This is a genomic window from Luteococcus peritonei (genome assembly GCF_039526385.1).
GTDB classification, from domain to species: domain Bacteria; phylum Actinomycetota; class Actinomycetes; order Propionibacteriales; family Propionibacteriaceae; genus Luteococcus; species Luteococcus peritonei.
Genome location: NZ_BAAAIX010000001.1, coordinates 36,092 through 62,820, shown reverse-complemented (window position 1 = coordinate 62,820; position 26,729 = coordinate 36,092). Strand labels below are relative to the sequence as shown.

27 protein-coding genes and 1 pseudogene are annotated in these 26,729 nt (G+C 71.8%); 11 read left to right on the top strand and 17 right to left on the bottom strand.

From position 1 onward, the window contains the following. Positions 1-145 precede the first annotated feature (145 nt). Entirely contained in the window at positions 146-2,329 is a 2,184-nt protein-coding gene (locus tag ABD073_RS00335) for a HelD family protein (protein WP_386751648.1), read from the top strand. Positions 2,330-2,376: 47 nt separating this feature from the next. Then, positions 2,377-3,477 carry a polyprenyl synthetase family protein gene (locus ABD073_RS00330; protein ID WP_343871777.1) on the top strand — a complete coding sequence of 367 codons (1,101 nt, stop codon included), beginning with the start codon at positions 2,377-2,379 and terminating at the stop codon, positions 3,475-3,477. A 25-nt stretch (positions 3,478-3,502) separates the two neighbouring features. Here the strand turns inward: ABD073_RS00330 and ABD073_RS00325 are convergent, their stop codons facing one another. Genes ABD073_RS00325 through ABD073_RS00315 form a run of 3 tightly spaced genes read right to left on the bottom strand, consistent with a single transcriptional unit; the run spans position 3,503 to position 5,069 of the window. Then, positions 3,503-3,841 (bottom strand): barstar family protein, encoded by a 339-nt coding sequence (locus ABD073_RS00325; RefSeq protein WP_343871703.1) that lies wholly within the window; start codon positions 3,839-3,841, stop codon positions 3,503-3,505. Further along, positions 3,838-4,335 carry a guanyl-specific ribonuclease gene (locus ABD073_RS00320; RefSeq protein ID WP_343871702.1) on the bottom strand — a complete coding sequence of 166 codons (498 nt, stop codon included), beginning with the start codon at positions 4,333-4,335 and terminating at the stop codon, positions 3,838-3,840. The genes ABD073_RS00325 and ABD073_RS00320 overlap by 4 nt, the downstream gene beginning before the upstream one ends. After that, complete coding sequence (locus tag ABD073_RS00315; RefSeq protein ID WP_343871701.1) at positions 4,332-5,069, bottom strand: thiamine phosphate synthase; 738 nt, start codon at positions 5,067-5,069, stop codon at positions 4,332-4,334. Before ABD073_RS00315 ends, ABD073_RS00320 begins: the two co-directional genes overlap by 4 nt. 153 nt (positions 5,070-5,222) lie before the next feature. Between ABD073_RS00315 and pknB the strand changes: the two are divergent. Beyond that, positions 5,223-7,196: pseudogene (gene pknB, locus ABD073_RS00310) on the top strand (Stk1 family PASTA domain-containing Ser/Thr kinase); the annotation flags it as partial. A gap of 21 nt (positions 7,197-7,217) precedes the next feature. Further along, entirely contained in the window at positions 7,218-7,409 is a 192-nt protein-coding gene (locus ABD073_RS15515) for a PASTA domain-containing protein (RefSeq protein WP_417498562.1), read from the top strand. 4 nt (positions 7,410-7,413) lie between these two features. On the opposite strand, the gene ABD073_RS00305 is transcribed toward ABD073_RS15515, so the two are convergent. Further along, positions 7,414-8,058, bottom strand: a complete 645-nt coding sequence (locus ABD073_RS00305) for an MBL fold metallo-hydrolase (RefSeq protein ID WP_343871698.1) — start codon at positions 8,056-8,058, stop codon at positions 7,414-7,416. Between the two features lie 107 nt (positions 8,059-8,165). Between ABD073_RS00305 and ABD073_RS00300 the strand changes: the two genes are divergently transcribed. Further along, positions 8,166-8,819 carry a hypothetical protein gene (locus tag ABD073_RS00300; protein WP_343871697.1) on the top strand — a complete coding sequence of 218 codons (654 nt, stop codon included), beginning with the start codon at positions 8,166-8,168 and terminating at the stop codon, positions 8,817-8,819. Then, positions 8,816-9,040, top strand: a complete 225-nt coding sequence (locus ABD073_RS00295; RefSeq protein WP_343871696.1) for a helix-turn-helix domain-containing protein — start codon at positions 8,816-8,818, stop codon at positions 9,038-9,040. The genes ABD073_RS00300 and ABD073_RS00295 overlap by 4 nt, the downstream gene beginning before the upstream one ends. Positions 9,041-9,042: 2 nt before the next feature. Here ABD073_RS00295 and ABD073_RS00290 read toward each other — a convergent pair whose 3' ends face one another. The 5 genes from ABD073_RS00290 to ABD073_RS00270 all read right to left on the bottom strand — a co-directional run bounded on the left by ABD073_RS00290 (position 9,043) and on the right by ABD073_RS00270 (position 14,286). Then, the gene (locus tag ABD073_RS00290; protein ID WP_343871695.1) at positions 9,043-10,065 is read right to left on the bottom strand and encodes a threonine aldolase family protein; all 1,023 of its coding nucleotides are present in this window, start codon (positions 10,063-10,065) and stop codon (positions 9,043-9,045) included. Positions 10,066-10,073: 8 nt separating this feature from the next. Beyond that, positions 10,074-11,462 carry a class II 3-deoxy-7-phosphoheptulonate synthase gene (locus ABD073_RS00285; protein WP_343871694.1) on the bottom strand — a complete coding sequence of 463 codons (1,389 nt, stop codon included), beginning with the start codon at positions 11,460-11,462 and terminating at the stop codon, positions 10,074-10,076. A 65-nt stretch (positions 11,463-11,527) separates the two neighbouring features. Next, on the bottom strand, positions 11,528-12,196 hold the full coding sequence (locus tag ABD073_RS00280) for a response regulator (RefSeq protein ID WP_343871693.1): 669 nt from the start codon (positions 12,194-12,196) through the stop codon (positions 11,528-11,530). Next, complete coding sequence (gene macS / locus ABD073_RS00275; protein WP_343871692.1) at positions 12,196-13,359, bottom strand: MacS family sensor histidine kinase; 1,164 nt, start codon at positions 13,357-13,359, stop codon at positions 12,196-12,198. Before macS ends, ABD073_RS00280 begins: the two co-directional genes overlap by 1 nt. 3 nt (positions 13,360-13,362) lie before the next feature. Then, positions 13,363-14,286 carry a lysophospholipid acyltransferase family protein gene (locus tag ABD073_RS00270; RefSeq protein ID WP_343871691.1) on the bottom strand — a complete coding sequence of 308 codons (924 nt, stop codon included), beginning with the start codon at positions 14,284-14,286 and terminating at the stop codon, positions 13,363-13,365. 230 nt (positions 14,287-14,516) lie between these two features. Here ABD073_RS00270 and ABD073_RS00265 point away from each other — a divergent pair, with 230 nt between their 5' ends. Continuing rightward, positions 14,517-15,020 carry a hypothetical protein gene (locus tag ABD073_RS00265; protein WP_343871690.1) on the top strand — a complete coding sequence of 168 codons (504 nt, stop codon included), beginning with the start codon at positions 14,517-14,519 and terminating at the stop codon, positions 15,018-15,020. Here the strand turns inward: ABD073_RS00265 and ABD073_RS00260 are convergent, their stop codons facing one another. The 3 genes from ABD073_RS00260 to ABD073_RS00250 are packed head-to-tail and all read right to left on the bottom strand — an operon-like array spanning position 15,021 to position 17,566. Beyond that, positions 15,021-16,070 (bottom strand): ROK family glucokinase, encoded by a 1,050-nt coding sequence (locus ABD073_RS00260; RefSeq protein WP_343871776.1) that lies wholly within the window; start codon positions 16,068-16,070, stop codon positions 15,021-15,023. Between the two features lie 31 nt (positions 16,071-16,101). Continuing rightward, entirely contained in the window at positions 16,102-17,214 is a 1,113-nt protein-coding gene (locus tag ABD073_RS00255) for a C40 family peptidase (protein WP_343871689.1), read from the bottom strand. A 52-nt stretch (positions 17,215-17,266) separates the two neighbouring features. Beyond that, a complete protein-coding gene (locus ABD073_RS00250) occupies positions 17,267-17,566 on the bottom strand; it encodes a hypothetical protein (RefSeq protein ID WP_343871688.1) in 300 nt (99 codons plus the stop codon). A 112-nt stretch (positions 17,567-17,678) separates the two neighbouring features. On the opposite strand from ABD073_RS00250, the gene ABD073_RS00245 reads away from it, so the two are divergent. Further along, positions 17,679-19,487 (top strand): DEDD exonuclease domain-containing protein, encoded by a 1,809-nt coding sequence (locus ABD073_RS00245; RefSeq protein WP_343871687.1) that lies wholly within the window; start codon positions 17,679-17,681, stop codon positions 19,485-19,487. Between the two features lie 3 nt (positions 19,488-19,490). On the opposite strand, the gene ABD073_RS00240 is transcribed toward ABD073_RS00245, so the two are convergent. Both ABD073_RS00240 and ABD073_RS00235 read right to left on the bottom strand, forming a co-directional pair. Beyond that, positions 19,491-19,766, bottom strand: a complete 276-nt coding sequence (locus tag ABD073_RS00240) for an Lrp/AsnC family transcriptional regulator (RefSeq protein WP_343871686.1) — start codon at positions 19,764-19,766, stop codon at positions 19,491-19,493. A gap of 94 nt (positions 19,767-19,860) precedes the next feature. Continuing rightward, complete coding sequence (locus ABD073_RS00235) at positions 19,861-20,373, bottom strand: peptidylprolyl isomerase (RefSeq protein WP_343871685.1); 513 nt, start codon at positions 20,371-20,373, stop codon at positions 19,861-19,863. 270 nt (positions 20,374-20,643) lie between these two features. On the opposite strand from ABD073_RS00235, the gene ABD073_RS00230 reads away from it, so the two are divergent. The 3 genes from ABD073_RS00230 to ABD073_RS00220 all read left to right on the top strand — a co-directional run bounded on the left by ABD073_RS00230 (position 20,644) and on the right by ABD073_RS00220 (position 23,072). Beyond that, positions 20,644-21,684 carry a sunset domain-containing protein gene (locus tag ABD073_RS00230; RefSeq protein WP_343871684.1) on the top strand — a complete coding sequence of 347 codons (1,041 nt, stop codon included), beginning with the start codon at positions 20,644-20,646 and terminating at the stop codon, positions 21,682-21,684. Between the two features lie 208 nt (positions 21,685-21,892). Continuing rightward, on the top strand, positions 21,893-22,396 hold the full coding sequence (locus ABD073_RS00225) for a hypothetical protein (RefSeq protein WP_343871683.1): 504 nt from the start codon (positions 21,893-21,895) through the stop codon (positions 22,394-22,396). A 1-nt stretch (position 22,397) separates the two neighbouring features. Next, positions 22,398-23,072: a prepilin peptidase gene (locus ABD073_RS00220; RefSeq protein WP_343871682.1), complete on the top strand. Its 675-nt coding sequence runs from the start codon at positions 22,398-22,400 to the stop codon at positions 23,070-23,072. Between the two features lie 52 nt (positions 23,073-23,124). Here ABD073_RS00220 and qcrB read toward each other — a convergent pair whose 3' ends face one another. The 3 genes from qcrB to qcrC are packed head-to-tail and all read right to left on the bottom strand — an operon-like array spanning position 23,125 to position 26,725. After that, positions 23,125-24,816, bottom strand: coding sequence for a cytochrome bc1 complex cytochrome b subunit (gene qcrB / locus ABD073_RS00215; protein ID WP_343871681.1), 1,692 nt, complete (start codon positions 24,814-24,816; stop codon positions 23,125-23,127). After that, complete coding sequence (qcrA, locus tag ABD073_RS00210; protein WP_386751647.1) at positions 24,816-25,952, bottom strand: cytochrome bc1 complex Rieske iron-sulfur subunit; 1,137 nt, start codon at positions 25,950-25,952, stop codon at positions 24,816-24,818. The genes qcrB and qcrA overlap by 1 nt, the downstream gene beginning before the upstream one ends. Continuing rightward, positions 25,919-26,725: a cytochrome bc1 complex diheme cytochrome c subunit gene (gene qcrC, locus ABD073_RS00205; RefSeq protein ID WP_343871679.1), complete on the bottom strand. Its 807-nt coding sequence runs from the start codon at positions 26,723-26,725 to the stop codon at positions 25,919-25,921. The genes qcrA and qcrC overlap by 34 nt, the downstream gene beginning before the upstream one ends. Positions 26,726-26,729 lie beyond the last annotated feature (4 nt).

Below are 26,729 nucleotides of genomic sequence, written 5' to 3'. Positions count from 1 at the left end.
GCGCGGTGCTGCGGGATCGCCAGCGCCGTGGCGAGGGCGTAAAGTGGCTCGGCAAGTCTTAGTGAGGATCCCCATCTTGAATCTCCCAGAGCAGGGCGAACAGCATCACGGCCAGGACGAGGCACAGGCCTCGGTCGAGCGCGAGATGGCCATCGAGCAGGCCCACGTGGACCGCGTCCACGAACAGCTGGAGGTGGCCACCCGGTCGGCCCGGCAGGTGGAGGCCGAGGGCAAGAGCAAGTTCGTCACCGACCGCGGCAACTGGATGCGCGAGGAGGACGGCACCGCCCTGTTCGAGCGCGACGCCTTCGCCTTCCAGGCCGCCAAGCGGCTGGCCGTGCTGGACGCGGAGCACGAGGGCCTGGTCTTCGGCCGACTCGACCTGACCACCCCGGAGACCCGCTACATCGGCCGGATCGGCGTGCGCGACGAGGACTACGAACCGCTGGTGATCGACTGGCGCGCCCCGGCCGCGGAGGCCTTCTACCGTGCCACCCCGGCCAACCCGATGGAGGTCGTCCGACGCCGCGTGCTGCGCTGCCGCAACGACCGCGTGATCGGCATCGAGGACGACCTGCTGGACGGCTCGGTGGAGACCGACCTGCCGGTGATCGGCGAGGGGGCCCTGATGGCCGCCCTGACCCGCGCCCGCGGCCACCAGATGCGCGACATCGTGGCCACCATCCAGGGCGAGCAGGACGAGGCGATCCGCGCCCCCTACCAGGGCGTCACGGTGATCGCGGGCGGCCCCGGCACCGGCAAGACGGTGGTGGCCCTGCACCGCGCGGCCTACCTGCTCTACTCCAACCGCAAGCGGCTGGAGAAGGGCGGCGTGCTCGTCGTGGGCCCCTCCAGCGTCTTCATGAACTACATCGAGCGCGTGCTGCCCAGCCTGGGCGAGGACTCGGTGACGCTGAAGTCGATCGGCGCGGTGGCCAGCGACGTGCTGCGGCTGGCCGTGGACCGGGTGGACTCCGCCGAGGCCGCCACCGTCAAGGGCAGCCTGCGGATGCTGCCGCTGCTCAAGCGGCTGGTGGTCGCTCCCCTGGTGGAGTTCGACGAGGCGCTCACCCTGCGGGTCAGCGTCAAGGGCGAGGTGCTCACCCTGGGCGCCGACAAGCTGCGCCGGATGCGCGCCGACATCCTGTCCAACCACCGCAACAACCGCTCCCGCGAGGTGGCGGAGCAGGCGGTGGTGAACTCGCTGTGGAGCCGATTCCCCGAGGAGGTGGCCGTCGAGCACGAGCTGGACCGTGACCAGTTCACCGACCTGGTCACCGGCCAGGCCTCCTTCCAGATGCTGATGAATGCCTGGTGGCCGATGCTCTCGGCGCCCCGGGTGCTGGCGCGCTGCGCCGACGCGGAGCTGCTGGGCCGCGTCGCGGGGGACCTGCTCGACGAGCACGAGCGGCAGGTGCTGGCGGCCTCCTTCGCCGTCGAGCGCGACGAGGAGTCCGCCACCAGCGCCGGCTGGAGCGTGGCCGACGTGGCCCTGCTGGACGAGCTGGTCAGCATCATCGGGCCGGCCCCGCGTGAGGAGGAGCGCGACGAGCCGATCTTCGTCGAGGGCGGCGAGGCGGTGCCCGAGCTGGTCACCACCGCCGACCTGCTGCGCGACGAGCGTGAGGACAGTCTGGACGACGAGCCGCACAACACCTTCGCCCACGTGCTGGTGGACGAGGCGCAGGACATCACGCCGATGCAGTGGCGGATGCTGCGCCGTCGCGGCCCGCAGGCCTCCTGGACCCTGGTGGGCGACCCGGCGCAGTCCTCCTGGCCGGTGCCGACCGAGACCGAGCAGGTGATGCGCGAGCTGATCGGCTCCGCCCCGCACCGCTCCTTCCGGCTGTCCACCAACTACCGCTCTCCTGCCGAGGTCTTCGACCTGGCCGCGCGGGTGATCGAGCCGGTCTTCCCGGAGGCGGACCTGCCGCACGCGGTGCGTTCCACCGGCCACCAGCCGCGGCTGGCGGTCTGCGGGCGCGAGCAGCTGCTGGAGGCGATCGGCGCCGAGGTGGCGACGCTGGCCGAGCAGGTGGCCGGCACCATCGGCATCATCGTGCCGCCCTCGCTGATGGCCCAGGTGCGCCGCGGGGCCTCCGGCCAGCCAGCGCTGGTGGAGAACCTGGAGCGCTGCGTGCTGATCACGCCGCTGGAGAGCAAGGGACTGGAGTACGACGGCGTCCTGGTGGTCTCGCCCGACGACATCGTCGAGCAGACCCCGGGCCGCGAGCGAGTGCTCTACGTGGCGCTGACCCGCCCGACGCAGCGCCTGACCATCCTCGACGTGGACGGTCGGCCCGGACACTGGCGCCCGCAGGGGCTGTGACCACCGGTGACCGGCTTGGCCACGCCCGATAGGCTCGGGCCGTGGCCATCCAGCACCCTCTGTCCCCCGCCGACCCCGTCGGCGCCAGCTTCCGTGAGGCCGTCGGGGAGGCGATCACCACCTTCCTCGACGAGCGCGCCGCGGAGCTGTCCGGTATCGGCCCCGAGCTCGACCTGCCGCTGGAGCTGGCGCACCTGTTCACCGGCGGCGGCAAGCGGCTGCGCCCGGCCTTCGGCTACTGGGGACGGGTGGCGGCCGGCGGCATGCCCACCGACCACGAGGCCCTGGTGCGGGCCGTGGCCAGCCTGGACCTGCTGCACGTCTCGGCGCTGATGCACGACGACGTGATGGACTCCTCCGACACCCGACGCGGGGTGCCGGCCGCGCACCTGCAGTTCGCCGCCGGCCATGCCGAGCGGCAGGGACGCGGCCAGGCCGAGGCCTTCGGCCGTGCCGGGGCGATCCTGCTGGGCGACCTGCTGCTGGTCTGGAGCGAGCAGATGCTCTCCCGCTCCGGCTTGCAGAACGACGAGCTGCGCCGCGGCCGCCCGCTGATCGAGGCGATGCGCACCGAGGTCACCTGCGGGCAGTTCCTCGACGTGACCGCCCAGTCCGCGCCGCTCACCGGCAGCCTGGACGAGGCGCTGGCCACCGCCAACCGCGTCGTGGAGTACAAGACCAACCGCTACACCGTGCAGCGCCCGCTGCAGTTCGGTGCCGCCGTCGGTGGCGCGGACCAGGAGCTGCTGGACCAGCTGGCCCGCTTCGCCTCCCCGATCGGGCGCGCCTTCCAGTTCCGCGACGACCTGCTGGGCATCTTCGGAGACCAGGAGCTGACCGGCAAGCCCGCCGGCGACGACCTGCGCGAGGGCAAGCGCACCGTCCTGGTGGCCCACGCCCTGGCCCGCTCCGAGGCCTCGGCCGCCGCGGAGCTCGACGCGATGCTGGGTGACGACTCCCTCACCTCCGAGCAGGTGAACCGGGGACGCGAGATCATCACCGCCTCGGGCGCCAAGGAGGCGGTGGAGGCCACCATCGACGCCGCCTACCAGCAGGCGATGGAGGCGCTGGACGCCGCCCGGGTCACCGAGGAGGGCCGGACCGCCCTCACCGCGCTGGCCCAGGCCTGCGTCAAGCGCAACTTCTGAGCCTGCTGAACCGGGAGCCCTGGTCTCAGGCCGGTTCGACGCCGAAGGCGGGCAGCTCGATGCTGCCCTGCCAGTTCTCGAGCCGGTTCGTGGCGCGCCGGTCCAGCACCTCGCGCAGCTGCTGCCAGCCCTCGGGATCGGCCCAGGCCATCTCCTGCCAGTCGCGCAGCACCAGCACGACGGGCGCCTCCAGCTCGCTCAGCGCATCGGCCAGCGCGTCCAGCCCGGTGCCGTGGGCTCCCGCCTCCAGGCCGAGCAGCTCGTCGAGGCCGAGGGCGCGCACCAGAGCGGTCACCGCCTCGCGGCGGCCGGCGGGAAGGTCGATCTCGACGTGGCGGACGCCGTCGGGGAGCTGGGGGCTCATGCGATCCTCCGGAAGCTGTCGTAGTGGTCCTGGGTCCAGTAGTACTCGTCGCCGTTGCCGTGCACGATGCGCCGCGCACCGCGGCTCGACTGGCCGGGCGTCTTGACCGTGTACTCGTGGTAGTAGCCGTCGGCCTTGCGCGGCAGCACCCGGTTGGCGTTGTGGTAGACGACGCCGTCCTGTCGATAGGGGAAGGGGCCACCGGCGCGGATCAGCTCGACGGTGCGGGCCGCCTGCGCCGGGAGCTGGTCCAGCGCGACCACCTGCAGGCCGCTGTCGGGGTCGGTGCTGCCGGGCTGCAGGCCACTGCCCACCGACGATCCGGCCTGGCCACCGGAGCGGCTCGAGCTTGTGCTGCGGCTGCTGCCGGTGCGCTGGCCGGAGGCGTCATCCGCCGACCTCCCGCCACCACCCGGCAGCGCCAACCAGGCCAGGCCCAGCAGGGCGAGCAGCAGCAGGCCCAAGACCAGGCGGGAGCGGGGCGAGAGCCTCACTCGGCGGTGTCGGTGAGCAGTCGGGCGTTGCCGCCGCCCAACGACCCGATGGCATAGGACTCCATCGCCGGGTTCGCGTCCCAGGCCTGCTGCAGCACCAGCTTCAGCCCGGCGGCGGCGGTCTCGGGGTCGTCGGCGGCGGTGATCGCCGAGGAGACCGCGGCGCGCAGCGCTCCGGCCTCCACCACCTGCTCGATGTTCTTCGCCGTGATGCCACCCACGGCGAACCACGGGGTGGCCTGGCGGTCGTCGACCGGCTGCAGCTCGGCGGCACGGCGCACCAGCTCCAGGCCCGGCATCTGCAGCTCGTCGGTGGGGTCCGCGTCGAAGACCGGCCCGACGAACAGGTAGTCGGCCTGCGGCGCGGTGAGATCCTCGACGTCGTGGACGGAGCGCCCCAGCAGGCCGTAGGCGTGCACCGCGGTACGGGCGCCCTCGGTCTGGTCGGAGGCGCCCAGGTGCAGCACGTCGGCCTCGAAGCGGCGGGCGACGGCGGCATTGCGGCCCACCACGACGGTCGCATTGACCTGGTTGGCGGCCGAGCGCGCGATCTCCAGCGCCTCCAGCAGCTCGTCCTCCCCGGCCCGGGCGTCACGCACCTGCAGCATGTCGACGCCGCCGCGCAGCGCAGCCACCACGAAGTCGCGGAAGTCGCCCTGCTCGGAGCGCACGTCGGTGATCAGGTGCAGCTTCGCCACGCGCAGGCGGCCGGTCAGTCCCATGAGTGCAGTCACGCGCCAAGGATACGGCCGGGGGTGCCGTGACGGGGAGAACTCGGCCCGGGCTGCTCCGATTCGCACCTGCCACCGCCTACACTTCGTCACTGAGGCGTCATGCCTCGAAGGGCTGCACGGCCTTCTCTTCCCCATACCGTGTCTGGAGCTGTCGTGACCTCACCGAGCACTGGCGACCCCTTGGTCGGGCGCCTGCTGGACGGTCGCTACGAGATCCTCTCGAGGTTGGCTCGTGGCGGCATGGCCACCGTCTACCGCGCGCAGGACCGCCGCCTGACGCGCACGGTCGCGGTCAAGGTGATGCACGACGGGCTGGGCGACGACGCCGACTTCGCGCGCAAGTTCGACCGCGAGGCGCGATCCGCCGCCACCCTGTCCAATCCCCACGTGGTCAGCGTCTTCGACCAGGGCATGGAGAACGGCCGGCCCTGGATCGTGATGGAGTTCGTCACCGGTTGCACCCTGCGCCACATGATCACCCGCGAGGCCCCGCTGCCGCCCTTGCGGGCCCTCGACATGATGGAGAGCCTGGCCAGCGCGCTGGCCAGCGCCCACGAGGCGGGCCTGGTGCACCGCGACGTGAAGCCGGAGAACGTGCTGATCAGCGACCGGGGGCAGGTGAAGGTGGCCGACTTCGGGCTGGCCCGCGCCATCACCGCCCAGACCGCCACCGCCACCCAGGGCCTGTTGATCGGCACCGTGAGCTACCTGCCGCCCGAGCTGGTCACCTCGGGGCGCGCCGATGCCCGCAGCGATGTCTACTCCGCCGGCGTGGTGCTCTTCGAGATGCTCACCGGCAAGAAGCCGCACGCCGGTGAGACCCCGATCCAGGTGGCCTACTCCCACGTGCACAACGACATCCCGGCGCCCTCGACGCTGCTGGCCGGCAACGACCCGCGTTCGATGGACTCGCGCCGCATCATCCCGCCCTACCTGGACGAGCTGGTGGTGGCCTGCACCCGACGCGACCCGGCGCTGCGACCACGCGACGGCCGTGAGCTGCTGCACCTGGTGCGCCAGGCCCGCAAGGCGCTGGGCCACGGCATCCTGGACGACCCGCAGCTGACCGGTGTGATGGGCGCCTCGATGCGCGCCGCCGAACCCGCCACCGCCGTCCAGCCGGCCGTCGAGGAGCGCACCGAGGTGGTGCAGCTGCGCCAGGCCGAACCGGCGTTGCCGGCCTCCGGCGTGGCCGGTGGGCTCGCGGCGGCCGCGGCCATCGGCGTCGGTGCTGCCGCCTCTTCGCCCACCGGGCAGCAGGCGGCCCTGTTGGGGCAGCCGCGGGCCGAACAGCCCCACGTGCCGGAGTCGTCCTCTGCCCACCGGGAGCCGGTCGCGGCAGGTCCCGACGCCGGATGGGCCCCTCGCTCCCCTGTCTCCCCCGCCCGTCCCTCCGGCGCGAGCGCCGTGCGCGGGGGCCCGGACCTGGCGGCCGAGCGTCGTCGCCGGGTGCTGCGGCGTCGACGCGCCGTGGTGCTCAGCCTGCTCACCCTGCTGCTCGCGCTGGGCCTGGCGCTGGGTGCCTACTGGTACGCGGAGGGCCGCTACACGGCCATGCCGGCGCTGACCAGCGCCAGGCAGGCCGAGGCGCAGCGCATCGCCGGCGCCAACGGCTTCACCACCGAGGTGGTGCAGCAGTACTCCGAGACCGTGCCGAAGGGCACCGTGATCAGCACCGACCCGGCAGCCGGAGAGAAGGTGCTCAAGGAGTCCACTGTCGAGGTGGTGGTCTCCCGCGGGCCGGAGCGCCATGCCATGCCGAGCCTGGTCGGCCTGAACCGGGAGCAGGCCAGCAAGGCGATCACCGACGCGCAACTGGTGGTCGGCGAGGTGGGCGAGAAGTACTCGGAGACCGTGCCCGCGGGCATCGTCGCCACGGTCTCCCAGTCGCCGGGCACCAGCCTGAAGCCGGGCACCCGGATCAACCTGGTGATGAGCAAGGGGCCGCAGCCGGTGCCCGTCGAGGACTTCACCGGCAAGTCCGCTGACCAGGCGCGCACCGCGCTGCAGAACGCCGGCTTCACGGTGAAGACCAGCGAGAAGAACGACGACAAGGTGGCCGCCGGCCGCGTCATCTCCCAGGACCCGCGCGAGGGCCTGGGCAAGAAGGGCGACACCATCACCCTGGTGGTCTCCAAGGGACCGGTGATGGTGGCGGTGCCCGCCGTCGCCGGTCAGAGCGAGGCGGCCGCCACCAAGGCGCTGAAGGACAAGGGCTTCCAGGTCAGCGTGGTGCACGCCACCCCGGAGTGGCTGCGCGATGACAAGGTGAAGGCGGCCAGCCCCACCCAGGGCAAGCTGGCCAAGCAGGGCTCGACCGTCACCCTGTGGGTGATCTGAGCCCTCAGGCGGTGACCTCGAAGGCGGTGCCGTCGCGGTGGTCACAGACCTTGGTGGAGGTCTGGTCACCCATCCGGTCGAAGGAGAGCTTCCAGCCGCGCTCGTTGAGCAGCCCGTCGTGGATCAGGAAGCCCTGCGGGGCGTCCACGTCGCGCACGAAGTCGATGGTCTCCTTCATGGCGGCCCACGGACCGTAGGCGGGGATGCCGAGCAGGTCGATGCCGGCCGGGACGGTGGCCAGCGAGTCGCCGGGGTGGAAGAAGGTGGGCTCGCCCTCCGCTTCCAGCACCAGGCCGACATTGCCGATCATCGGGATGTCACGGTGGATCACGGCATGGGTGCCGCCGACGGCGCTCACCTTCACACCGCCCAGCTGCACCTGGCTGTCGGCCACCAGACCCTCGCCGGTGGGCAGGTCGACGGCCTCCAGCACGCCGGGCTCCACCAGCACGCGGGCCTTCGGGTTGGCGCGCACCAGCTCCGGCAGGTGCTCCGGGTCGGCGTGGTCGGGGTGCAGGTGGGTGACCAGCACGGCATCCAGGTCCGTGAGCCCGTGCCAGGCGTCGGAGAAGTTGCCCGGGTCGATCAGCAGGCGCACCTCGGAGGTCTCCACCAGCACCGTGGAATGTCCCAGCTGTGTGATCTTCATGTCCCCCAGTCTGGCCGCTCGGACAAGGCCTGTCGAGAAGCCCTTGACGCAGTCCGCCAGAATTCTTATCGTTTCTCGATAACATCGACTATCGATAAGGAGTGGTCATGTCGCCGTCCTCCGCCATCCACGAGTCCGACCCGCTGCGCCCGATCGACGCCGTGCTGCGGCTGGCCGGGCTGCTGATGATCGGCTACGCCGTCTACCGGGTGGGCCTGCCCTTCCTGGTGGGCCACGGCCACCTGGGCGTCTGGGGCTTCAGCGACGGCTGCTTCGACGCGCCCCGAGCCGGGCTGCCGGCCTCCCAGGCCCCCGTCGAGGCCACCCTGGCGCCCGGGCTGACCGTCGGCGCCACTGACCAGGTGCGGTTGTGCCCGCAGTCGATGTCCTGGCTCGACGGGGCGCTGGTCTCCCTGCCCGGGCTGCTCTGGTTCGGCTGGGCGGCCGGCTTCCTGCTGCTGATCCACCGGGCCATCGGCCGGGCACGTCGCACCGGGCTGTTCACCAGCCCCCTGGCCGACGAGCTGGAGCGGCTGGGCCGCTGGGTGCTGGCCGGCTGGACCCTGCTCACCGTGCTGGTGGCGGCCATGAAGAGCCTGGCGGTCCACCACGTGGTGCCCGGCCACGACCTGGCGCGCGGCTTCGTCGCCCAGCTGGACTGGAGCTGGCCCATCGTGATCGGCGGCTTCGGCCTGCTCACCATCGGTAGGATCCTGCGTCAGACCGTGCCGATGCGTGAGGAGCTGGAGGCCACCGTATGAGCCAGGAGGAGGGCGACCACGCCGTCGAGGTGCACCTCGACGAGCTGCTCGCCGCCCGCGGCATGACGCTCACCGAGCTCTCCGCGATCACGGGCATCACCCTGGCCAACCTGTCGGTGCTGAAGAACGGCCGGGCCCGCGCGGTGCGCTTCACCTCGCTGACGCTGATCTGCCGGGCGCTGGACTGCCAGCCCGGCGACCTGCTCAGCCTGCGGGGCTGAGCTCAGGCCAGCAGCTCGCCCAGCACCTGCCCGGCACGACGACATTCCTCGGCCTGGACGTCCAGGTGGGTGACGGCGCGCACCAGGTGGGCGCCAACCGCGGAGACCGCGATCCCCCGCTCCCCGGCGGCTGCCACCACCTCGGAGGCGGCGCGCTGCCCGGTGCGCAGCACGACGATGTTGGTGGGCACCAGCTCCGGCTCGACGCAGCCCGGGGCGGCCAGCGCAGCAGCCTCGGCCAGGACTCGTGCCGCCGCATGGTCCTCGGCCAGCCGCTCGACGTGGTGGTCCAGCGCGTAGAGCCCGGCCGCGGCCAGCAGCCCGGCCTGGCGCCAACCGCCGCCCAGCCGCTTGCGCTGCACCCGGGCGCGCGCAGTGTTCTCCGCGCTGGAGACCAGCACCGAACCCACCGGGGCGCCCAGCCCCTTGGACAGGCAGACGCTGACGGTCTCGAAGAGCTCGCCATAGGCCTGCAGCGGGGTGCCGGTGGCGACGTGGGCATTCCACAGCCGGGCACCGTCCAGGTGCATCGGCAGGCCGGCGGCCTGCGCCACCTGACGGATCTCGCGCAGCAGCTCCACCGGATGGACGGTGCCGCCACCGAAGTTGTGCGTGTTCTCGATCGCGATCGCCGCGGTGCGCACCAAAAAGGGTCCGTTGTCCGGGGCGATGGCGGCCGCGACGGTGGCCGCATCCGCGATCCCGTCGGCCGAGCTCCAGGTGCGGGTGGTGATGCCGTGCAGCTGGGCGTGGGCGCCCATCTCGGCGCGCACCACGTGGGCCTGCTCATCGCAGAGCAGCTCGTCGCCCGGCGGCACCAGCAGCCAGACACCCAGCAGGTTGGCCAGGCTGCCGGTGGGCGTGAACAGGCCCGCCTCGTGGCCCAGCAGCGCGGCCACCCGCGCCTCCAGCTCCGCGATGGTGGGGTCCTCACCGTAGACGTCGTCCCCCACCGGGGCCGCGGCCATCGCCTCGCGCATGGCCTGCGTCGGGCGGGTGAGGGTGTCGGAGCGCAGGTCGATCATGGCCCTCCTCAGAAGTCCAGGTTGCGGAACTCGTCGATCAGGTTGGGGCGCTCGATGCGGCCGTCGCTCAGCCGCTCGGCCACCATGAAAGCCAGCTCCAGCGACTGGTTGCGGTTCAGCCGCGGGTCGCAGGTGGTCTCGTAGCGGTTCACCAGGTCGGACTCGGAGAGCTGGAAGGCGCCGCCGACGCACTCGGTGACGTCGTCACCGGTGAGCTCGACGTGCACGCCGCCGGGCCAGGTGCCCAGCTCGTGGTGCACGTCGAAGAAGCCGTTCAGCTCCTCCACCACGTCGGAGTAGGAGCGGGTCTTGAAGCCGTTGGCGGCCTCGAAGGTGTTGCCGTGCATCGGGTCGCAGACCCACACCACCTTGCGGCCGGAGGCCTCGATCCCGCGCACCAGCGGCGGCAGCTTCTCGCGGACATTGGCCGCGCCCATCCGGGTGATGAAGCTGATCCGGCCCGGGATCCGGTCGGGGTCGAGCTTGTCGGCCAGGCCCAGCGCATCCTCCGGGGTGGAGGTGGGGCCGAGCTTGATGCCGATCGGGTTGCGGATGTGGCTCAGCAGCTCCACGTGGGCACCATCGAGCTGGCGGGTGCGCTCGCCGATCCACACCATGTGGCCGGAGGTGTCGTAGGGCAGCTGGGAGCGCGAGTCGATCCGGGTCATGGCGTGCTCGTAGTCCAGCAGCAGCGCCTCGTGGCTGGAGTAGAAGTCGACGCCGGACAGCGTCGAGTCGTCGACGCCGCAGGTGACCATGAAGGCCAGGGCGCGCTCGATCTCGTCGGCCAGCGCCTCGTAGCGGCTCTCCACATTGGAATTGCGCACGAAGTCGGCATTCCAGGAGTGGATGGTGCGCAGGTCGGCGAAACCGCCCTTCACGAAGGCGCGCACCAGGTTCAGGGTGGCCGCGGAGGCGTTGTAGACCTGCTGCAACCGCTTCGGGTCGTGGCGGCGGGCCTCGGGGGTGAAGTCGAAGCCGTTGACCGCGTCACCTCGGTAGGCCGGCAGGGTCACGCCCTCGCGGGTCTCACTGTCCTTGCTGCGAGGCTTGGCGTACTGCCCGCCGATCCGGCCCACCTTCACCACCGGCACCTGGCCGGCATAGGTCATCACCACGGCCATGCTGAGCAGCACGCGCAGCTTGCCCTTGACGTTGTCGCCGGTGACCTGGTCGAAGGTCTCGGCGCAGTCGCCACCCTGCAGCAGGAAGGCACGACCCTCGGCCACCTCGGCCAGGTTCTCGCGCAGCTCGTCGCACTCGCCCGCGAACACCAGCGGCGGCAGCTTGCGGAGCTGGTCGAGCACCTGGGCCAGCTCGGCGGGGTCCTCATAGGTCGGCTGCTGGACCTTGCCCAGGGCGTGCAGTTCTTCCAGCGACGGGACGTGTGGTGACATGCGCCACAGCCTACCCAGCGTGCAGCGGGCCGCGCCGCCGCGTCCACGGCGCCGGGGAGGCCGGCTCAGGGCTGCGGGTCCTCCTCGCCGAAGCCCTGCTCGATGGCGTACAGGGTGAGCTCGACACGGTTGTGCAGCTGCAGCTTGCGCAGCACGTTCTGCACGTGGTTCTGCACCGTGCGGTGGCTGACGAACAGTTCCTCGGCGATCTCGCGGTAGGCCATCCCCTTGGCCACCCGACGCAGCACGTCGATCTCGCGGGCGGTGAGCTGCGGTCCCTCCTCGTTGCGTTGGTGCGCGACGGTGGCCATCCGCCGGAACTCGCCCAGCACCAGCCCGGCCAGGCCGGGGGTGAAGACGGCGTCGCCCTCGGCGGTGCGTCGCACGCCGTCGAGCACCTCCGCCCGGGAGGCCGACTTCACCAGGTAGCCCTTGGCCCCGGCCTTCACCGCGCGCAGCACGTCATCGCGCTCGCCGGAGGCGCTGAGCACCAACACATGCATGTCCGGGAACTCGCGCAGCAGGGTCTCGATGCAGCTGGCACCGTCGGGGCCGGGGATGCGCAGGTCCATCACCACCACCTCGGGGCGGGTGGCACGGGCCCGGCGCAGGCACTGCTCGCCGTCGTGGGCCACCGCCACGATCTCGAAGCCCTCACCGAGCAGGTCCTCGCTGAGCGCGTCGATCCACATCGGGTGGTCGTCCACCAGCATCACACGACGCCGTGCAGCCATCAGTCCTCCTCCAGGGGAATCCGGAACTCCCACTCCACACCACGGCCGGGCTGGGAGCGCGCAACGGCCTCTCCCCCGACCTCGGCGATCCTGCCCAGGATCGAATTCTGGATCCCGAGCCGATCACCCGACAAGGCGCGATCGACCTGTTCACGCGACATCCCGACGCCGTTGTCCCGCACCGAGATGATCATCTGGTCGCCCTCGGTCTCCAGCAGGATCCACGCCCTGGCCCCGGGGCCCGCGTGCTTGACCACATTGGACAGGGCCTCGGCCACCGCGGCCTCCAGCTCCCGGGCCCGACGGGCGCTCATCGGCACCTGGTCGGCCACCACCGAGACGGTCACCCGCTCGCCGGCATGGGCCTCCAGCAGGGCGGCGACGTCCACCTCGGCCTGCACCGGCGCACCGACGGCCGACTCCTCGCCCACGGCGGTGGTGCCCCGGTCCTGCAGCTGCTTGCGCAGCACCACCTCCTGCTGGCGTGCCAGCTCGGCCAGGTGCTGCCCCCGCGGACCCAGCTCAGGACCCTCGCGCTCCACCATCGCCAGCACCTGCAGGGCGCCGTCGTGCACGATCCGGTTCAGCCGGTCCCGCTCGGCCAGCGCGGCGGTCCTGGTGCGCTCCAGCTCGCGCTGCTCGGCCGACTCGCGCAGCGTGTCGACGACGGCACCCAGCCCCCAGGCGCACATTCCCGTCAGAACCATGGCGTCCCAGACCCGTGGGTCCGGACGCGGCTCCTGGACGAACTTGACCAGGCTCAGCAGCGCCGCGGCGGCCAGGCCCCACCATCGGCCCCGCCAGACGGCCACCACCAGTGGGGAGACGACCGTCCAGTAGACCGGCACCGGCAGATAGGTGGCCACCAGCGCGGGCCGGCCCAGGACGTGGCGCCCCACTGCCAGCAGGCAGAAGGTCACCAGCAGGTCCGCGGCCACCACCTGGCGGGTCCGGCTGTGCCCACGGCTCTGCGCCAGCCCGGCGACAGCGGTCCAGGCCACCATCACCGCGCAGCACAGCACCAGCAGGACCGGGCGCTGCACCTCGCCCATCCGCAGGTGGTTCACCACCAGCGCGTGGACCAGCAGGATCCAGCGCAAGGTGGCGATCACCGCGAAGACGGGCTGCAGGACCTCGTCGTCCTGGCGGCGGAGGTTGGCCAAGGCTCAGTCCCGCTCCGCCTCGGGCCGGTGCTCCACGGGGGCGCGCAGGTCACGCGGAGCACGCTCGGGGGCGGCGGGCATGCGCACCTGGCGGACCTGCTCGCGGCGCCGGCGGTCGGCCTCCGCGGCCCGCCGGGCGTGGTCGGCCGCGGCCTGCGCGGCCAGCATCCGCGCCTGCGCCAGCTCGGCCGCCTCCGCGGCGCGGTCGGCTCGACGCTGCTCCACCCGGGCGGCCTCCTGGGCACGACGACGCGCGGCCTGCTCCTTCACCTCGGCGCTGGCCCGGCGTCGCTGCTCGTGCAGCGCCACCCGACGCTCCCCACTGGGCACGTCGTGGTAGGTCTGGCCGGACAGCTCGGCGATGGCCTCCATCAGCAGGTCGGTGACGGCCTGGACCGCCCACTCGTGCTCGGCCAGGCCACGGAAGCGTTCGATGTCGAGCGGGGCACCGATCCTGATCCGGGGGGCCACGGCCCGCCCCAGGGCAGAGCGGTCCACGAGCACGGCGGCGGGCACCAGCGGCACCGGGTGGGCCAGGGCCAGGCGCGCGGTGAAGGGCTGACCCCGGTAGAGGTCACCGTCGGGCGAGCGCGGCCCCTCGGGAAAGACCCCCAGCAGCTCGCCGGCCTCCAGCAGCCGACGGGCGTCGCCGAACTCGTCGGTCTCCTGCGGCCAGCGCGCGCCGCGACCACGGCGCGAGAGCCAACTGCGCAACCCGGCCGGAGCCGCGTCCTCGGCCACGAAGGTGATCCGTCGACCGTCCACCTGGGTCCGCAGCCACTCCAGCGGCGAGACATTGTTGAAGGCGAGGATGGCCCCTCCCTCGGAGGGGATGTGCTCGGCGCCTTCCAGGTGGGGGCCCACCTGGTCGGCGGCCTGGCTCACCGCCTGGCGCACCCGCGCGAGCGTGCCGGGTGCTTCGGTCATGTCGCTGCTCACCGCTGGACCTGCTTCTGCTCGGGGGCCGGCACCGCGCCGGACCGCTGCCCCGTGGAACTGATGGCGCCCGGGGCGTGCATGACGCCCCTGGGGTGCTCGAACAGCTGGTACCACACGGCTCTCCTCCTCGGACGCCACCACCCTAGGGCAGCCCGGCGCCGCCACGAGCCGCGGCGCACGGGCTGGGGCGGATGGCCGCCACGACCTAGGCTGGAGCCGTGAGCACCGAGGAGACCGGCGACCGCTTCGAGCAGATCATGCGGGCCGAGTTCGGCGACGACCCGTCCTTCTCGGCCGGGCCCAGCGACGACGACGTGGCCCGCGTCGAGCGTGACCGCCGCCCCCGGCGTCGTCCGTCAGCCCCGCCCGAGAGCCCCGAGGACTCGGCCGGGAGGCCGCAGGAGAGCACGCGCGGGGACCACGCGGAGCCCTTCAACCTGTCCCGCGCCATGGAGCAGGCCTCTGGCGACGAGCCGGACGAACCCTTCGTGCCGCCCAGCCCGTCACCGTTGCCGCGCCCGCGGGGAGCGGTGCTGGTGGGCTCGCTGCTGCTGGGAGCCGGCATCCTGCTGGGTCTGCTGGGACTGCTCGGTCTCGACCTGGGCCTCGGCCGCCACTGGGGACGCTGGGCGGTGGCCGCCTTCGCGGTAGGCCTCGCGGTGCTGCTGCTCAACCTGCCGCGTACTCCCCGCGATCCCTGGGACGACGGCGCCAGGGTCTGATCAGACCCTGCCCGGCTCCACCAGCAGGCTGTCACGCAGTCGGCGCAGCCGGCCGCTGCTGTGGCGCCGCCGGGGCCAGAAGCCGCGATCCGAGCCCGGCGGCTCGGCGATCGAGTGGCGGGCCAGGTCCGCAGCCCCGACCAGGCCGGCGTCGTTGCGGAACTCGGCGATCACCAGCCGGGCCGGGGGCCGGAAGCCGCGGCCGGTCAGCGTGCGGTCGAAGGCATGCTGCGCGGGCCGCAGCAACAGGTCCCCGGCGGCGCTCACGCCGCCACCCACCACGAACAGGTCCGGGTCCAGGGCGGCGGCCAGGTCCGCGATCCCGCGCCCGAGCCAGGTGCCCACGTCGCTGATCAGCTCGGTGGCCATCTGGTCACCGGCCATGGCCGCGGCGGTCACGTCGGGGCCGGTGAGCGCGTCGATGTCTCCCCCGATCCGCTCCATCAGGCCGCTGGCCTGCGGCGAGTTCTCACGCAGCAGCGCCTTCGCGTCACGCACCAGGGAGTTGCCGGAGGCGTACTGCTCCCAGCAGCCACGGTTGCCGCACGGACACCAGTGCCCTTCCGGCACCACGCCCATGTGGCCGAACTCTCCGGCCATGCCGTAGCGGCCGCGGAAGAGCTTGCCGTTGATGATCAGGGCGCCGCCGATCCCGGTGCCCAGGGTGAGGCAGACCATGACCTTGGCATTGCGGCCCGCGCCGAAGCGGAACTCCGCCCAGGCGGCCGCGTTCGCATCGTTGTCCACCAGCACCGGGAGCGCGATGCGCTGGTTCAGTCGCGCCTTGAGCGGCTCGTTGCGCCAGGCCAGGTGGGGCGAGAAGCGCACCACGGCCTGGTCGGTGTCCACCCAGCCGGCCGCGCCGATGCCGACGGCCTCCACGTGGTGGTCTCGGCACAACTCCCCCACCACGTCGACGATGGCGTCCTCGACGGCCTGTGGACTGCGCGAGGGGGTGGGTCGCTGCAGGCGACGCAGGATCTGCCCGTCCTCGTCGACCACACCGGCGGCCACCTTGGTGCCGCCGATGTCGATGCCGACGCTCAGCACCGGGGTGGTGCGCAGCCGACGGGCCCCGATCTCAGCCGACACGGCGGGCGCCGGCGATCGGCATGGAGTCCACCGGGGCCACCTTCACCCCGGTGCGCGGGTTGGAGGCGTGCACGATCTGCCCGTTGCCGATGTACATGCCGACGTGGCTGATGCCGCCGTAGTAGAAGACCAGGTCCCCGGGCTGCAGGCTGGAGGTGGGCACCTGGCTGCCGGCACCGAACTGCTGCTGGGAGGTGCGCGGCAGCGAGACGCCCGCCTGCTTCCAGGCGGTGAGCATCAGGCCGGAGCAGTCGTAGGCACCGGGGCCGGTGGCCCCCATGACATAGCTCTTGCCCACCTGGGACAGGGCGAAGGAGATGGCATCGGAGGCACGGCCGCTGCCGCTCGTGGGCGTCGCGGTGCCCGCCTGCTCGGCCTTCTGGGTGGTCTTCTCCTCGGGCTCAGCCCGGGTCTCGTCCTCGGACTGCTCCTGCTCCTGCTGCGAGGCCGCGGCGCGGCTGCGGGCCTCCTGCAGCGCCTTGGCGGCTGCCTGCTGCTTCTTGCGCTCGATCTCGGCCAGCCGGGCCTTCTCCTCGGCGGTGAGCCGCTCCAGCACCGCGCGGGCCTCGGCCTCCTTGCGCTGGTACTGCTTGGCGACGGCGGCCTGCTCGGCCTTGTCCTCGGCGATCCGGGCGCGAGTGGTCTCGGCCTCGTCCTTGACCTGGGCCAGGCGGGCCTGGGCCAGCTGCAGGCTCTGCACCCGGTCGTTGGCGCGGTCGGTCACGGTCTGGATGGTGGCGAGCTGGCCCAGGAAGTCGGCCTCGTCCTGACTGGTGAGCAGCCGCGTGGTGAGGTCGACCCCGGAGGTCTGGTAGCGCAGCATCGCGAACTGGCCCAGGTCCTTGGACAGGGCGGTCACCCGCTTGGCCTGAGCCGCCTCGTCCTGACGGGCCTGCGCCAGCTCCGCGCTGGCGTCGTCGAGCTGCGACTGGAGCTGGATGTAGCGGGCATCGATCGCGGAGCTCTCCTCCTCGATCCTGGCCAGCTTCTCCTGCGCCTGGGTGACGGCGTCGGGATCGGCCTGCGCGGGGGCGCACACCATGGAGGTGGCCAGGACCCCGGCCACCGCTGCGGCGCTGAACGCCCGTGCTGTGAACTTCACGCTTCGATCCCCAATCCTGGTCACGACGGTCTGGTCGCGAGTCTGAGAAATTCTAAACCGCCACCGGACATCCGCCCAAACCTGCTGGCCCGGTCGCCACACTCTTCAGCGCATTGCCCACCTGGGCCTCCCCCTGCACCACGGTGAGCGGCGGCAGCAGGCGCAGCGGCGGCACCAGTCCCTGACCCGCCAGGGCGGCCACGGCGGCCCGCTCCTGCTCGTCCAGACAGGGCTCCTGGTGCGCCGTGGGGGCACCGGCCAGGTCGCTCTGCTCCAGCAGCACGGCCACCACGCAGTCCTGGCAGGCCGGGCCCCGGTTGCGGCAGCCGCCGCAGTCGATCGTCGTCTCCATGCCAGCCATGCTGCAGCTGCCCACTGACAATTTTTCGCACAGGCGTTCGACAGCCCGGATCCTGCGGGCGACTCGCCCGAAACTGTCAGTGGCGCTGCCTAGCCTTCCCCTCATGTCCAGGAGCCAGCCGATGACCAGCAGCGTGCAGCCCAGCTTCGCCGATCTCGGCACCCCACTGGCCGAGGTCACCTTCGTGGTGGTCGACCTGGAGACCACCGGCGGCGCGGAGGACAGCGCCATCACCGAGGTCGGCGCAGTGAAGGTACGCGGCGGCGAGATCGTCGGGGAGTTCCAGACCCTGGTCAACCCGGGCTCGCACATCCCCGCCATGATCGCGGTGCTCACCGGCATCACCGACCAGATGGTGGCCACCAGTCCGCGCATCGAGCAGGTGCTGCCCAGCTTCCTGGAGTTCAGCCGCGGCGCCGTGCTGGTGGCCCACAACGCCGGTTTCGACATCGGCTTCCTGAAGCGGGCCTGCGCCGCACAGGAGACCCCCTGGCCAGGTTTCGCGGTGGTGGACACCGTGGCCCTCGCGCGTCAGGTGCTGCTGCGCGACGAGGTGCGCAACTGCAAGCTGTCCACCCTCGCGGCCCACTTCGGTGCCACCACCGTGCCCAACCACCGCGCCCTGTCCGATGCCCGGGCCACCGTCGACGTCCTGCACGGGCTGCTGGAGCGGGTGGGCAACCTGGGCGTGGACACCCTGGAGGACCTCACCGAGTTCACCCGCCGGGTCTCCCCGCAGCGTCGCGCCAAGCGGGTGTGGGCCAAGGACCTGCCCACCGGCCCGGGCGTCTACTGCTTCTATGCCGACCACCACACCTCGGGCGGCGCCACGCGCCGCGAGGTGCTCTACGTAGGCAAGTCGGTCAACATCCGCACCCGGGTGCGCAGCTACTTCACCGCGGCCGAGAAGCGGGGCCGGATGGAGGAGATGGTACGGGTGGCCACCGGCGTCGAGGCCCATCCCTGCGCCACCGAGCTGGAGGCCGCGGTCCGCGAGCTGCGGATGATCGCGGCCCACTCCCCCCGCTACAACCGTCGTTCCCGCAACCAGTCCCGGCTGCTGTGGGTCAAGCTCACCCGGGAGCACTTCCCCCGGCTCAGCGTGGTGCGGGGCGTGCTCGACGACCAGGCGCGCTACTGGGGTCCGTTCAGCTCGCGTCAGGCGGCCGACGAGGCGGTGCTGGCGCTCTACGACGCCTTTCCGGTGCGGCAGTGCACCAAGCGGCTCAGCCGGCGCACCGCCAGCCAGTCCTGTGCCCTGGCGGAGATGGGCCGCTGCCTGGCCCCCTGCGAGCTGCGCGAGGGTGTGGAGCGGGACTACCAGGCCATGGTCGACGAGCTGCACCAGGCGCTGTCCAGCGATGTGCGTCCGGTGCTGCGCACCGTGGGACGACGGATGGGGCGCCTGGTCGCCCAGCAACGCTACGAGGAGGCGCAGGTGCTCTCCGCGCGGCTGTCGGGCTATGCCCGCACCACGCTGCGCGGCCAGCGGATGGCCTCGGTGGCCGGCTGCCGCCAGATCGTGGCAGCACTGCCCCGCGAGGGCGGCGGCTGGCAGATCCACGTCCTGCGCCACGGGCGGCTGGCCGCGGCGGTGGTCAGCCTGCCCGGAGAGGTGCCACAACGGGTGGCCCGCGAGGCCGTCGCGGCGGCGGGGACGGTGCTGCCCCCGGTGGAGGGGATGCCGGCGGCCAGCATCGAGGAGTGCGAGATGCTGTGCAGCTGGCTGGAGACGCCGGGCGTCCGGTTGATCGACATCGACGGCGACTGGTCCTGGCCGCGGCACGTCGGCCTGGCCGAGGGCGACCTGGCCCGGCTCACCCTGGCCGAGCAGACCGTGGCCGAACTGACCGCACCCGTCGACGCGGCGGCCAGCCTGGCTGGGGAGCTGCCCGCGCCCCTGGCGGGCTGAGGCTCACATCCCCAACGAGAAGGCGGCCTCCAGGTCGCGTGAGGAATAGGCGCGGAAGGCGATGTGCGTCTCGGTCTCCAGCACGCCGGGCACCTTGTTCAGGTGGTCGGCGATCACCTCGGCGACGGCATCGGTGTCGCGCACCCGCACCATGCAGATCAGGTCCACCTGCCCGGTCACCGAGTAGACCTCGCTCACCCCCTCCAGCGAGGCGATCTCCTCGGCCACCTCGGGGATGCGGGAGACGTCGGCCTTGACGAAGACGATGGCGGTGATCATGGCTCCGATCCTAGGGCAGCCGACGGGTCCGGGGAATGCAGCAGGGGCCGCCGGCCAGGCCGGCGACCCCTGCGGTCGTGCGTGCTGTGGTGCCTCAGGCGACCGTCACCGAGTTGATCACGACCGGCTCCACCGGGCGGTCCATGCGACCGGTGGGAACCTGCGCGATCTCGTCGACGACCTTCTTGCTGGCCTCGTCGGTCACCTCGCCGAAGATGGTGTGGCGGTGGTTCAGGTGCGGGGTCGGCGCAACGGTGATGAAGAACTGCGAGCCGTTGGTGCCGGGGCCGGCATTCGCCATGGCCAGCAGGTAGGGCTTGTTGAAGGCGAGCTCGGGGTGGAACTCGTCGCCGAACTGGTAGCCGGGGCCACCGGTGCCGGTGCCCTGCGGGCAGCCGCCCTGGATCATGAAGCCGTCGATGACGCGGTGGAAGGTGAGGCCGTCGTAGAAGTTGCCGGTGGTCTTCTCGCCGGTGCGGGGATCCGCGTACTCCTTGGCGCCGGTGGCCAGGCCGACGAAGTTGTCGACCGTCTTGGGGGCCTGGTCGGCGAAGAGCTCGATGACGATGTCACCGTGGTTGGTGTGCAGGGTTGCAGTGGATGCCACTGGTCTTCCTCTCGTTGCTGGGGCCAGATCCCGGCCCGGTGGGGCCGTCGGCCCTTCTGGGCCGCCCTGGCTCGACCACGAGCCTATCCGGTCCGCAGGGCACTGATCCCGCCTGCCACGCCCCACCAGCCTCCGACAAGCGGCGGAGCCCCTGTTCGCTGTTGGTGGACGGCTCCGGGGCCGCCCTGTTGCGCCGCCACCCCGGCCGCTAGCGTGGAACCAGAGGGTGCTCGACCACGAGCCCCGCAACCGACAACCATCGGAGGAAACGTGTCCCGCAAGAACAAGGACTTGCGCGAAGCCGCCGCAGAGACCACTCACACGGCCGCTGACCGAGGAGCTGCGATCCTCGAGCAGGTGCTCGACGCCCTGAACCCGCTGCTGGAGACGGCGACGGAGAAGGTCGAGGAGGTCCGCAAGCAGGCCGCCCCGTACACCGAGACCGCCAAGGATCGCATCGCCCCCACGAAGGACCGGATGAGCCCGCTGGCCGACACCGCCAAGGAGCGCATCGCGCCGCTGGCAGACACTGCGCGGCAGCGCGCCGAGACCGCTCGCAAGACGGTCGCCCCGCTGGCTGCCACCGCTGCGGCGGGCGTGGCCGCGAAGGCGAAGGACCAGCTGGAGCCCACCGTTGACCAGGCCCGCCAGAAGGTCCAGGACGAGCTGGTCCCGCAGCTGCTCGACCTGCTGCACCAGGCAGAGAACCACCCCGCCGTGAGCGAGGCCACCAAGCGCAGCACCGCGGCGGCCGCCGCCCTGCGTGGCGACCTCTCCCTCCCGGAGAAGAAGAAGCGGTCCGCGGGCGGCACCATTGCTCGCGTGGCCGCAGCTGGCGCGGTGCTGGCCGCTGCCGCGGTCGCCGTGCGCCAGTTCCTTGCCACCAAGGACGACGCCTGGACCGCCCACCAGCCGAGCACCGCCTACCAGCCTTCCGAGGCCGGGGCCGGGGCCGGGCCGTCGGCGGAGGCCACCTGGGTCAAGGCCGACGATGCCAAGCTGGATGCCGCGGAGACCGAGGCCACCAGGCTGGACGTGGTCTCCGAGCCCGATCCCGAGGAGCGGATGGGTGCCGAGGGCGGGCCCGCCCACAGCGAGGCGCTCGCCGAGGACCTCAACATCCTCAACGAGTACGGCGAGGGCTCCTATGTCGGTGACGAGCCGCCGGCCGGCTACACCATCAAGGGCAACGAGCGTTCGATGAAGTTCCACACCGCCGATTCGGCCGGCTACGACCGGACCATCGCGGATGTCTACTTCAGCTCCGTGGAAGCCGCCGAGAAGGCTGGCTTCACGCGCGCACAGCGCTGAGCCAGGCACCACGCCGACGAAACGGCCCGCCCTCCGGGGCGGGCCGTTCTGCGTCCCCGGTGTTGTCCGCGCGCCTGACGGTGTTGTCCGAGCTGCCGCGGGTGTGGTCCACCCGGCATGGCGTGTTGTCGCCTCGCGGCCAGGGCTGGCTGCTGACGAGCAGCGACCACGAGGCTGGTCCGAGACGCCCCCAGAGCGAGGAGGACCAATGGGAGCCGACGAGGACGCCTGGGTGGATGCCGCCCCCTTCCGCGCCCACCTGGAGCACGTGCTGGCCAGCACCGGGCTGTCCCCGGACGTGGTCGCGCTGGCCGCCGGGGTGAGCCCCACCAGCGTCGCCGCGCTGCGGCAGCGCCGGCCTCGGCATCGCGATCGGATTCGCAGCCGCGACGCCCGGGCCCTGCTGTCGCTGGACCCCATGGATCTCGGCGACCTGGCCGGCCAACAGGTGCGCTCCCTGGCGGCCCGCCGCGCCGTGGCCCAGCTGCGCGCCACCGGTTGCCCGTCGGCCTGGATCGCCGAGAACAGCCAGGTGGACCGCTTCACGGTCGAGGAGCTGCGCCATGGCTCGCTGGCCTGGACCACCCGGCTGACCAGCCTGCGGCTGCAGGCCCTGGCGCACCGGGTGGCCGCCACCCGCACCAGGAGCGCTGCCACCCCCGCCACTAGGATCGCGGCCATGAGCCCCGCCCCGTGCCCCGACGCCGCCTGAGATGGACCCGGGCCTCGTCGCGGCCGTCTCCGCGGGCTGCGCCGCCGCCAGCTGGGCCACCACTCGCTTCGCGGTGCCCCGGCTGCCAGAACCCCCGACAGAAGAGCTCGACGGCGACCCCTCCCCGGGCTACGCCGGGCTGGCCGGCGCAGGCCAGCAGGCGGCCAGCCTGGCCCTCGGTGCCGCTGCCGGGACCGTGGCCGGCCTGCAGCCGACGCCCTTCCTGCCGCTGCTCGCCGTGCTGGCCGGCCCGGTGGCGGCCCTGGTACTCGTCGACCTGCGCACCACCTGGCTACCGCTCCGGCTCACCCACGCCTGCTGGCTGCTGAGCGGCCTGGCCGCCGTCGCACCGGTGCTGGGTGGGCGGGCACCGTCAGGCCTGCTGCAGCCTCTGGGCGGTGCCCTGGCAGCGCTCGCGGTCTTCTGGTTGGTCTGGCGGCTGCGAGCCGGCTTGGGCTTCGGCGACGTGCGTCTGGCTCCCATGCTCGGTGCCGGGGCGGCACAGCTGTCCTGGCAGCACTGGCAGACCTGGCTGCTGGCCGGCAGCCTGCTGGGCGCCGTCTGGGGTCTCGCGAGCCAGGCCTGGCGGCGCCGCCACCCCAGCCCGCTGGGGCAGGCCTTCCCCTACGGCCCCGCCCTGTGGCTGGGCCTGTGGGCCTCACTGCTGCTGGCCTGATCCCGGGCACGACGAAGGGCCCCGGTCTCCCGGGGCCCTTCGTGGATGGTGCTCAGTGGCGCGGCAGCGCCGGGGCGTCGTCCGCCCCGTCCAGCGGATCGTGACCACCGTGGTGGTGGGCGTCCTCGATCTCCTGAGCCGTGGGCTTCGCGATGTCGTTGCCGACCAGGAAGCGCGAGGCGCGAGCGCGGCGCTTGCTGACGACATTGCCGTCGGCATCCTCCTCGCCCTCCTCGACCATGTCGTACTCCCTGTGCTGGGTCAGGGTGAAGGCCTCGTCATGGCTGATCGGCTCGTGCTCCTCGGAGTAGCGGCCGTCGGGAGCCCGGTCGATGATGCCGGTCTCCGAGCCGTGGAGCAGGCGCTCGGCGTCACGACGCTGCAGCGACAGGCAGATCCGGCGGGTGATGAAGAAGGCGATCACCGGGCCGATGAAGACGGCCGCACGCAGGAAGTAGGTTACGTCGTTCAGGCTCAGCCCGAAGTTGGTGGCCAAGATGTCGTTGCCACCGCCGAGCCAGAACAGGCCGTACCAGGTCATGCCGGCCACGCCGAGGGCGGTGCGGGTGGGGGCGTTGCGGGGACGGTCTAGCAGGTGGTGCTCGGACTTGTCGCCGGTGATCCACTGCTCGATGAAGGGCCACAGCGCCAGGCCGGTGAACAGGATGCCCATCAGGCCCACACCCGGCAGGAAGATCTGCCAGCTCCAGGTGGTGGAGCCGATGTGGCTCTCCCAGTTCGGGATGATGCGGATGGCACCCTCGACCCAGCCCATGTACCAGTCAGGCTGCGAACCCGCGGTCACCTGAGCGGGGTTGTAGGGGCCGAACTTCCACACCGGGTTGATCTGGAACAGGCCACCCATCAGCACGGCCACGCCGAAGACGACGAAGAAGAAGCCGCCGGCCTTGGCCATGTACACCGGGAAGAGCGGGAAGCCGACGACATTGGTCTCGGTGCGACCCGGGCCGGGGTACTGGGTGTGCTTGTGGTAGACGAGCAGGGCCATGTGCGCGGCGATCAGGCCCAGGATCAGGGCCGGGATCAGCAGGATGTGCGCCATGTAGAGCCGCGGGATGATCTGCATGCCCGGGAACTCGCCGTCGAAGACGAAGAACTCGGCCCAGGTGCCGATCAGCGGGATGGAGCGGATCAGGCCGTCGGCGAAGCGCAGGCCGGTGCCCGAGAGCAGGTCGTCGGGCAGCGAGTAGCCCGAGAAGCCGGCCAGCAGCGACAGGGCCATCAGGCCGACGCCGATCAGCCAGTTCAGCTCACGCGGCTTGCGGAAGGCGCCGGTGAAGAAGATGCGCAGCATGTGCGCCACGCCGGCCGCGATGAACAGGATGGCGGCCCAGTGGTGCACCTGGCGGATCAGCAGGCCGCCGCGCACGTCGAAGCTCAGCGTCAGGGTGGAGGCGAAGGCCTCTGACATCGGCACGCCGCGCATCAGCGGGTACGAGCCGGTGTACTCCACCTCGGCCATCGAGGGGCGGAACCAGATGGTCAGGAAGATGCCGGTCAGCAGCAGGATGATGAACGAGTACAGCGCGATCTCGCCCAGCAGGAAGCTCCAGTGGTCGGGGAAGACCTTGCGCAGGTTGGACTTGCCGATCCGGGCCAGGCCCAGGCGCTCGTCGAGCCAGCCGTAGGCGCCCGAGGGCTTGGCCGCGCCGACGTTCTCACGGTTGGGGGTCTGGACCTCGAGTGCCTCGGAGGACTCGGCGACGGGTGCCGGGCGGGCCATCAGTTGTCACCCTTCTTGTAGTCATTGCGCGAGTCGCGCTCGAAGTAGCTCGGGCCGACCGGGACGGTGAAGTCGCTGCGGGCCACCAGGTAGCCCTGGGCATCGGTGGTGATGGGCAGCTGCGGCAGCGAACGGGCGGCAGGACCGAAGACCACGACGCCGGAGTCGCCCAGGTCGAAGGTCGACTGGTGGCAGGGGCACAGCAGGTGGTGCGACTTCTGCTCCCACAGCGAGATCGGGCAACCCACGTGGGTGCAGATCTTCGAGTAGGCCAGGATGCCGTTGACCTGCCAGTCCTTGCGGCTCTCGGGAACCTTGATGGAGTTGGGGTCCATCCGGACGATGATGATGGCGGCCTTGGCCTTCTCACGCTGGAAGGCGGCGGGGTCGTCGTGGGCCAGGTGCTCGAGGTTCTCGGGCTCGGCGTTGACCAGCTGGCCGATCTCCATGTCGGCCATCTTGATCGGCTTCCAGGTGATGTCGTTGACCAGCTTGACGCCCTCGGCCCAGATCGTCTTCTCAATGGTGGCGGCGCGGGTGCCCTTGCCCGGGTGCGGACCCATGTCGGCCAGCGTCACGACGGCGGGCAGGGCCACCAGGCCGGCGGCGCCGGCGAGCATGCCGCCGATCACCTTGCGGCGGCCGATGCCGGAGTCGGCGACACCCTTGTTCCACTCGCCGGCCATCTCCTCGACGTCGGCCTGGCTGGAGGCCATCGGGTGGCGCTCCTGCTGGATCTCCTCGTCGCCCATGAGCTGCTTGGCCCAGTGGATGCAGGAGAAGCCGATCAGCAGCACGGCGAGGCCGCCGAACAGCCCCAGTGCGAGGTTGAGCGCGCTCATGTGCAGCGGGCCGAAGTTCACGAAGTTCTCGCGCGGGATGGCGAAGTAGCTGACCACGAAGGCGAGCGAGCACAGCATGGAGATCGCCAGCATGGTGATCACCTGCCGGGCGGCGCGGGCGGCAGCGGCCGGGTTCGCGTCGGTCCAGCGCTCGACGTGGGGCTCCACGCCGGGATCGGGCACCGGGTGGTACTCGACCACGTCCGCGGTGGGCTCCGCGGCGCTTGCTCCGTGGTTCAGGGTGTCCATCTCATTTCCACTCATCGGGCGCGAGCCCCCTTCTTTGCGAGCCAGATGGCGACGAGCACCAGGGAACCGACGCCGACCAGCCAGCCCCAGAAGCCCTCGGCCACCGGGCCGATGCCGCCGAGCGCGAGGCCGCCGTAGTTCGGCTGCTGCTCATTGGTCTGCAGGTAGCCGATGATCTCCTTGACGTCCTGGTCGGGCAGGGCGCCGGTGCTGAAGACGGGCATCTGCTGCGGGCCGGTGCGCAGCGCCTCGTAGATGTGCTTGCCGGAGACCCCGATCAGCGACGGGGCGTAGGCGCCGGAGGGCAGGGCACCGCCGCGACCCTCGATGTTGTGGCAGGCGGAGCAGTTGGTGCGGAAGAGCTCGCCACCGCGGGCGATCTCCTCCTCGCTCAGCCCGGCGGCGGTGTACTTGCTCTCCTCCGGGACGGCCGGGCCCTGGCCCAGCGAGGCGACATAGGCGGCGATCGCGTTGATCTCGGCCTGGGTGTACTCCGGGGCCGAGTTCCGCGGCGCCTGGGCGGCCGGCTTGGCCATCGGCATGCGACGGGTGCCCATCTGGAAGTCCACGGCGGCGGCGCCGACGCCGATCAGCGAGGGCCCCTGACTCGTGCCCTCACCGTTGAGGCCATGGCAGGAGGAGCAGGTGACGTCGAACAGGGCCTTGCCCTGGGCGACCTGCGGGTTGGTGTTGGTGTCGGCCACCGACGTCTGGGCCGGGGACACCACCGAGTACACGGCGCCCATCAGGAACAGGGCGAGCAGCAGGACCAGCGGCTTGGCCGCGGGGTGCTTGCGTCGCGTGGACAGGAATCGCACTTCG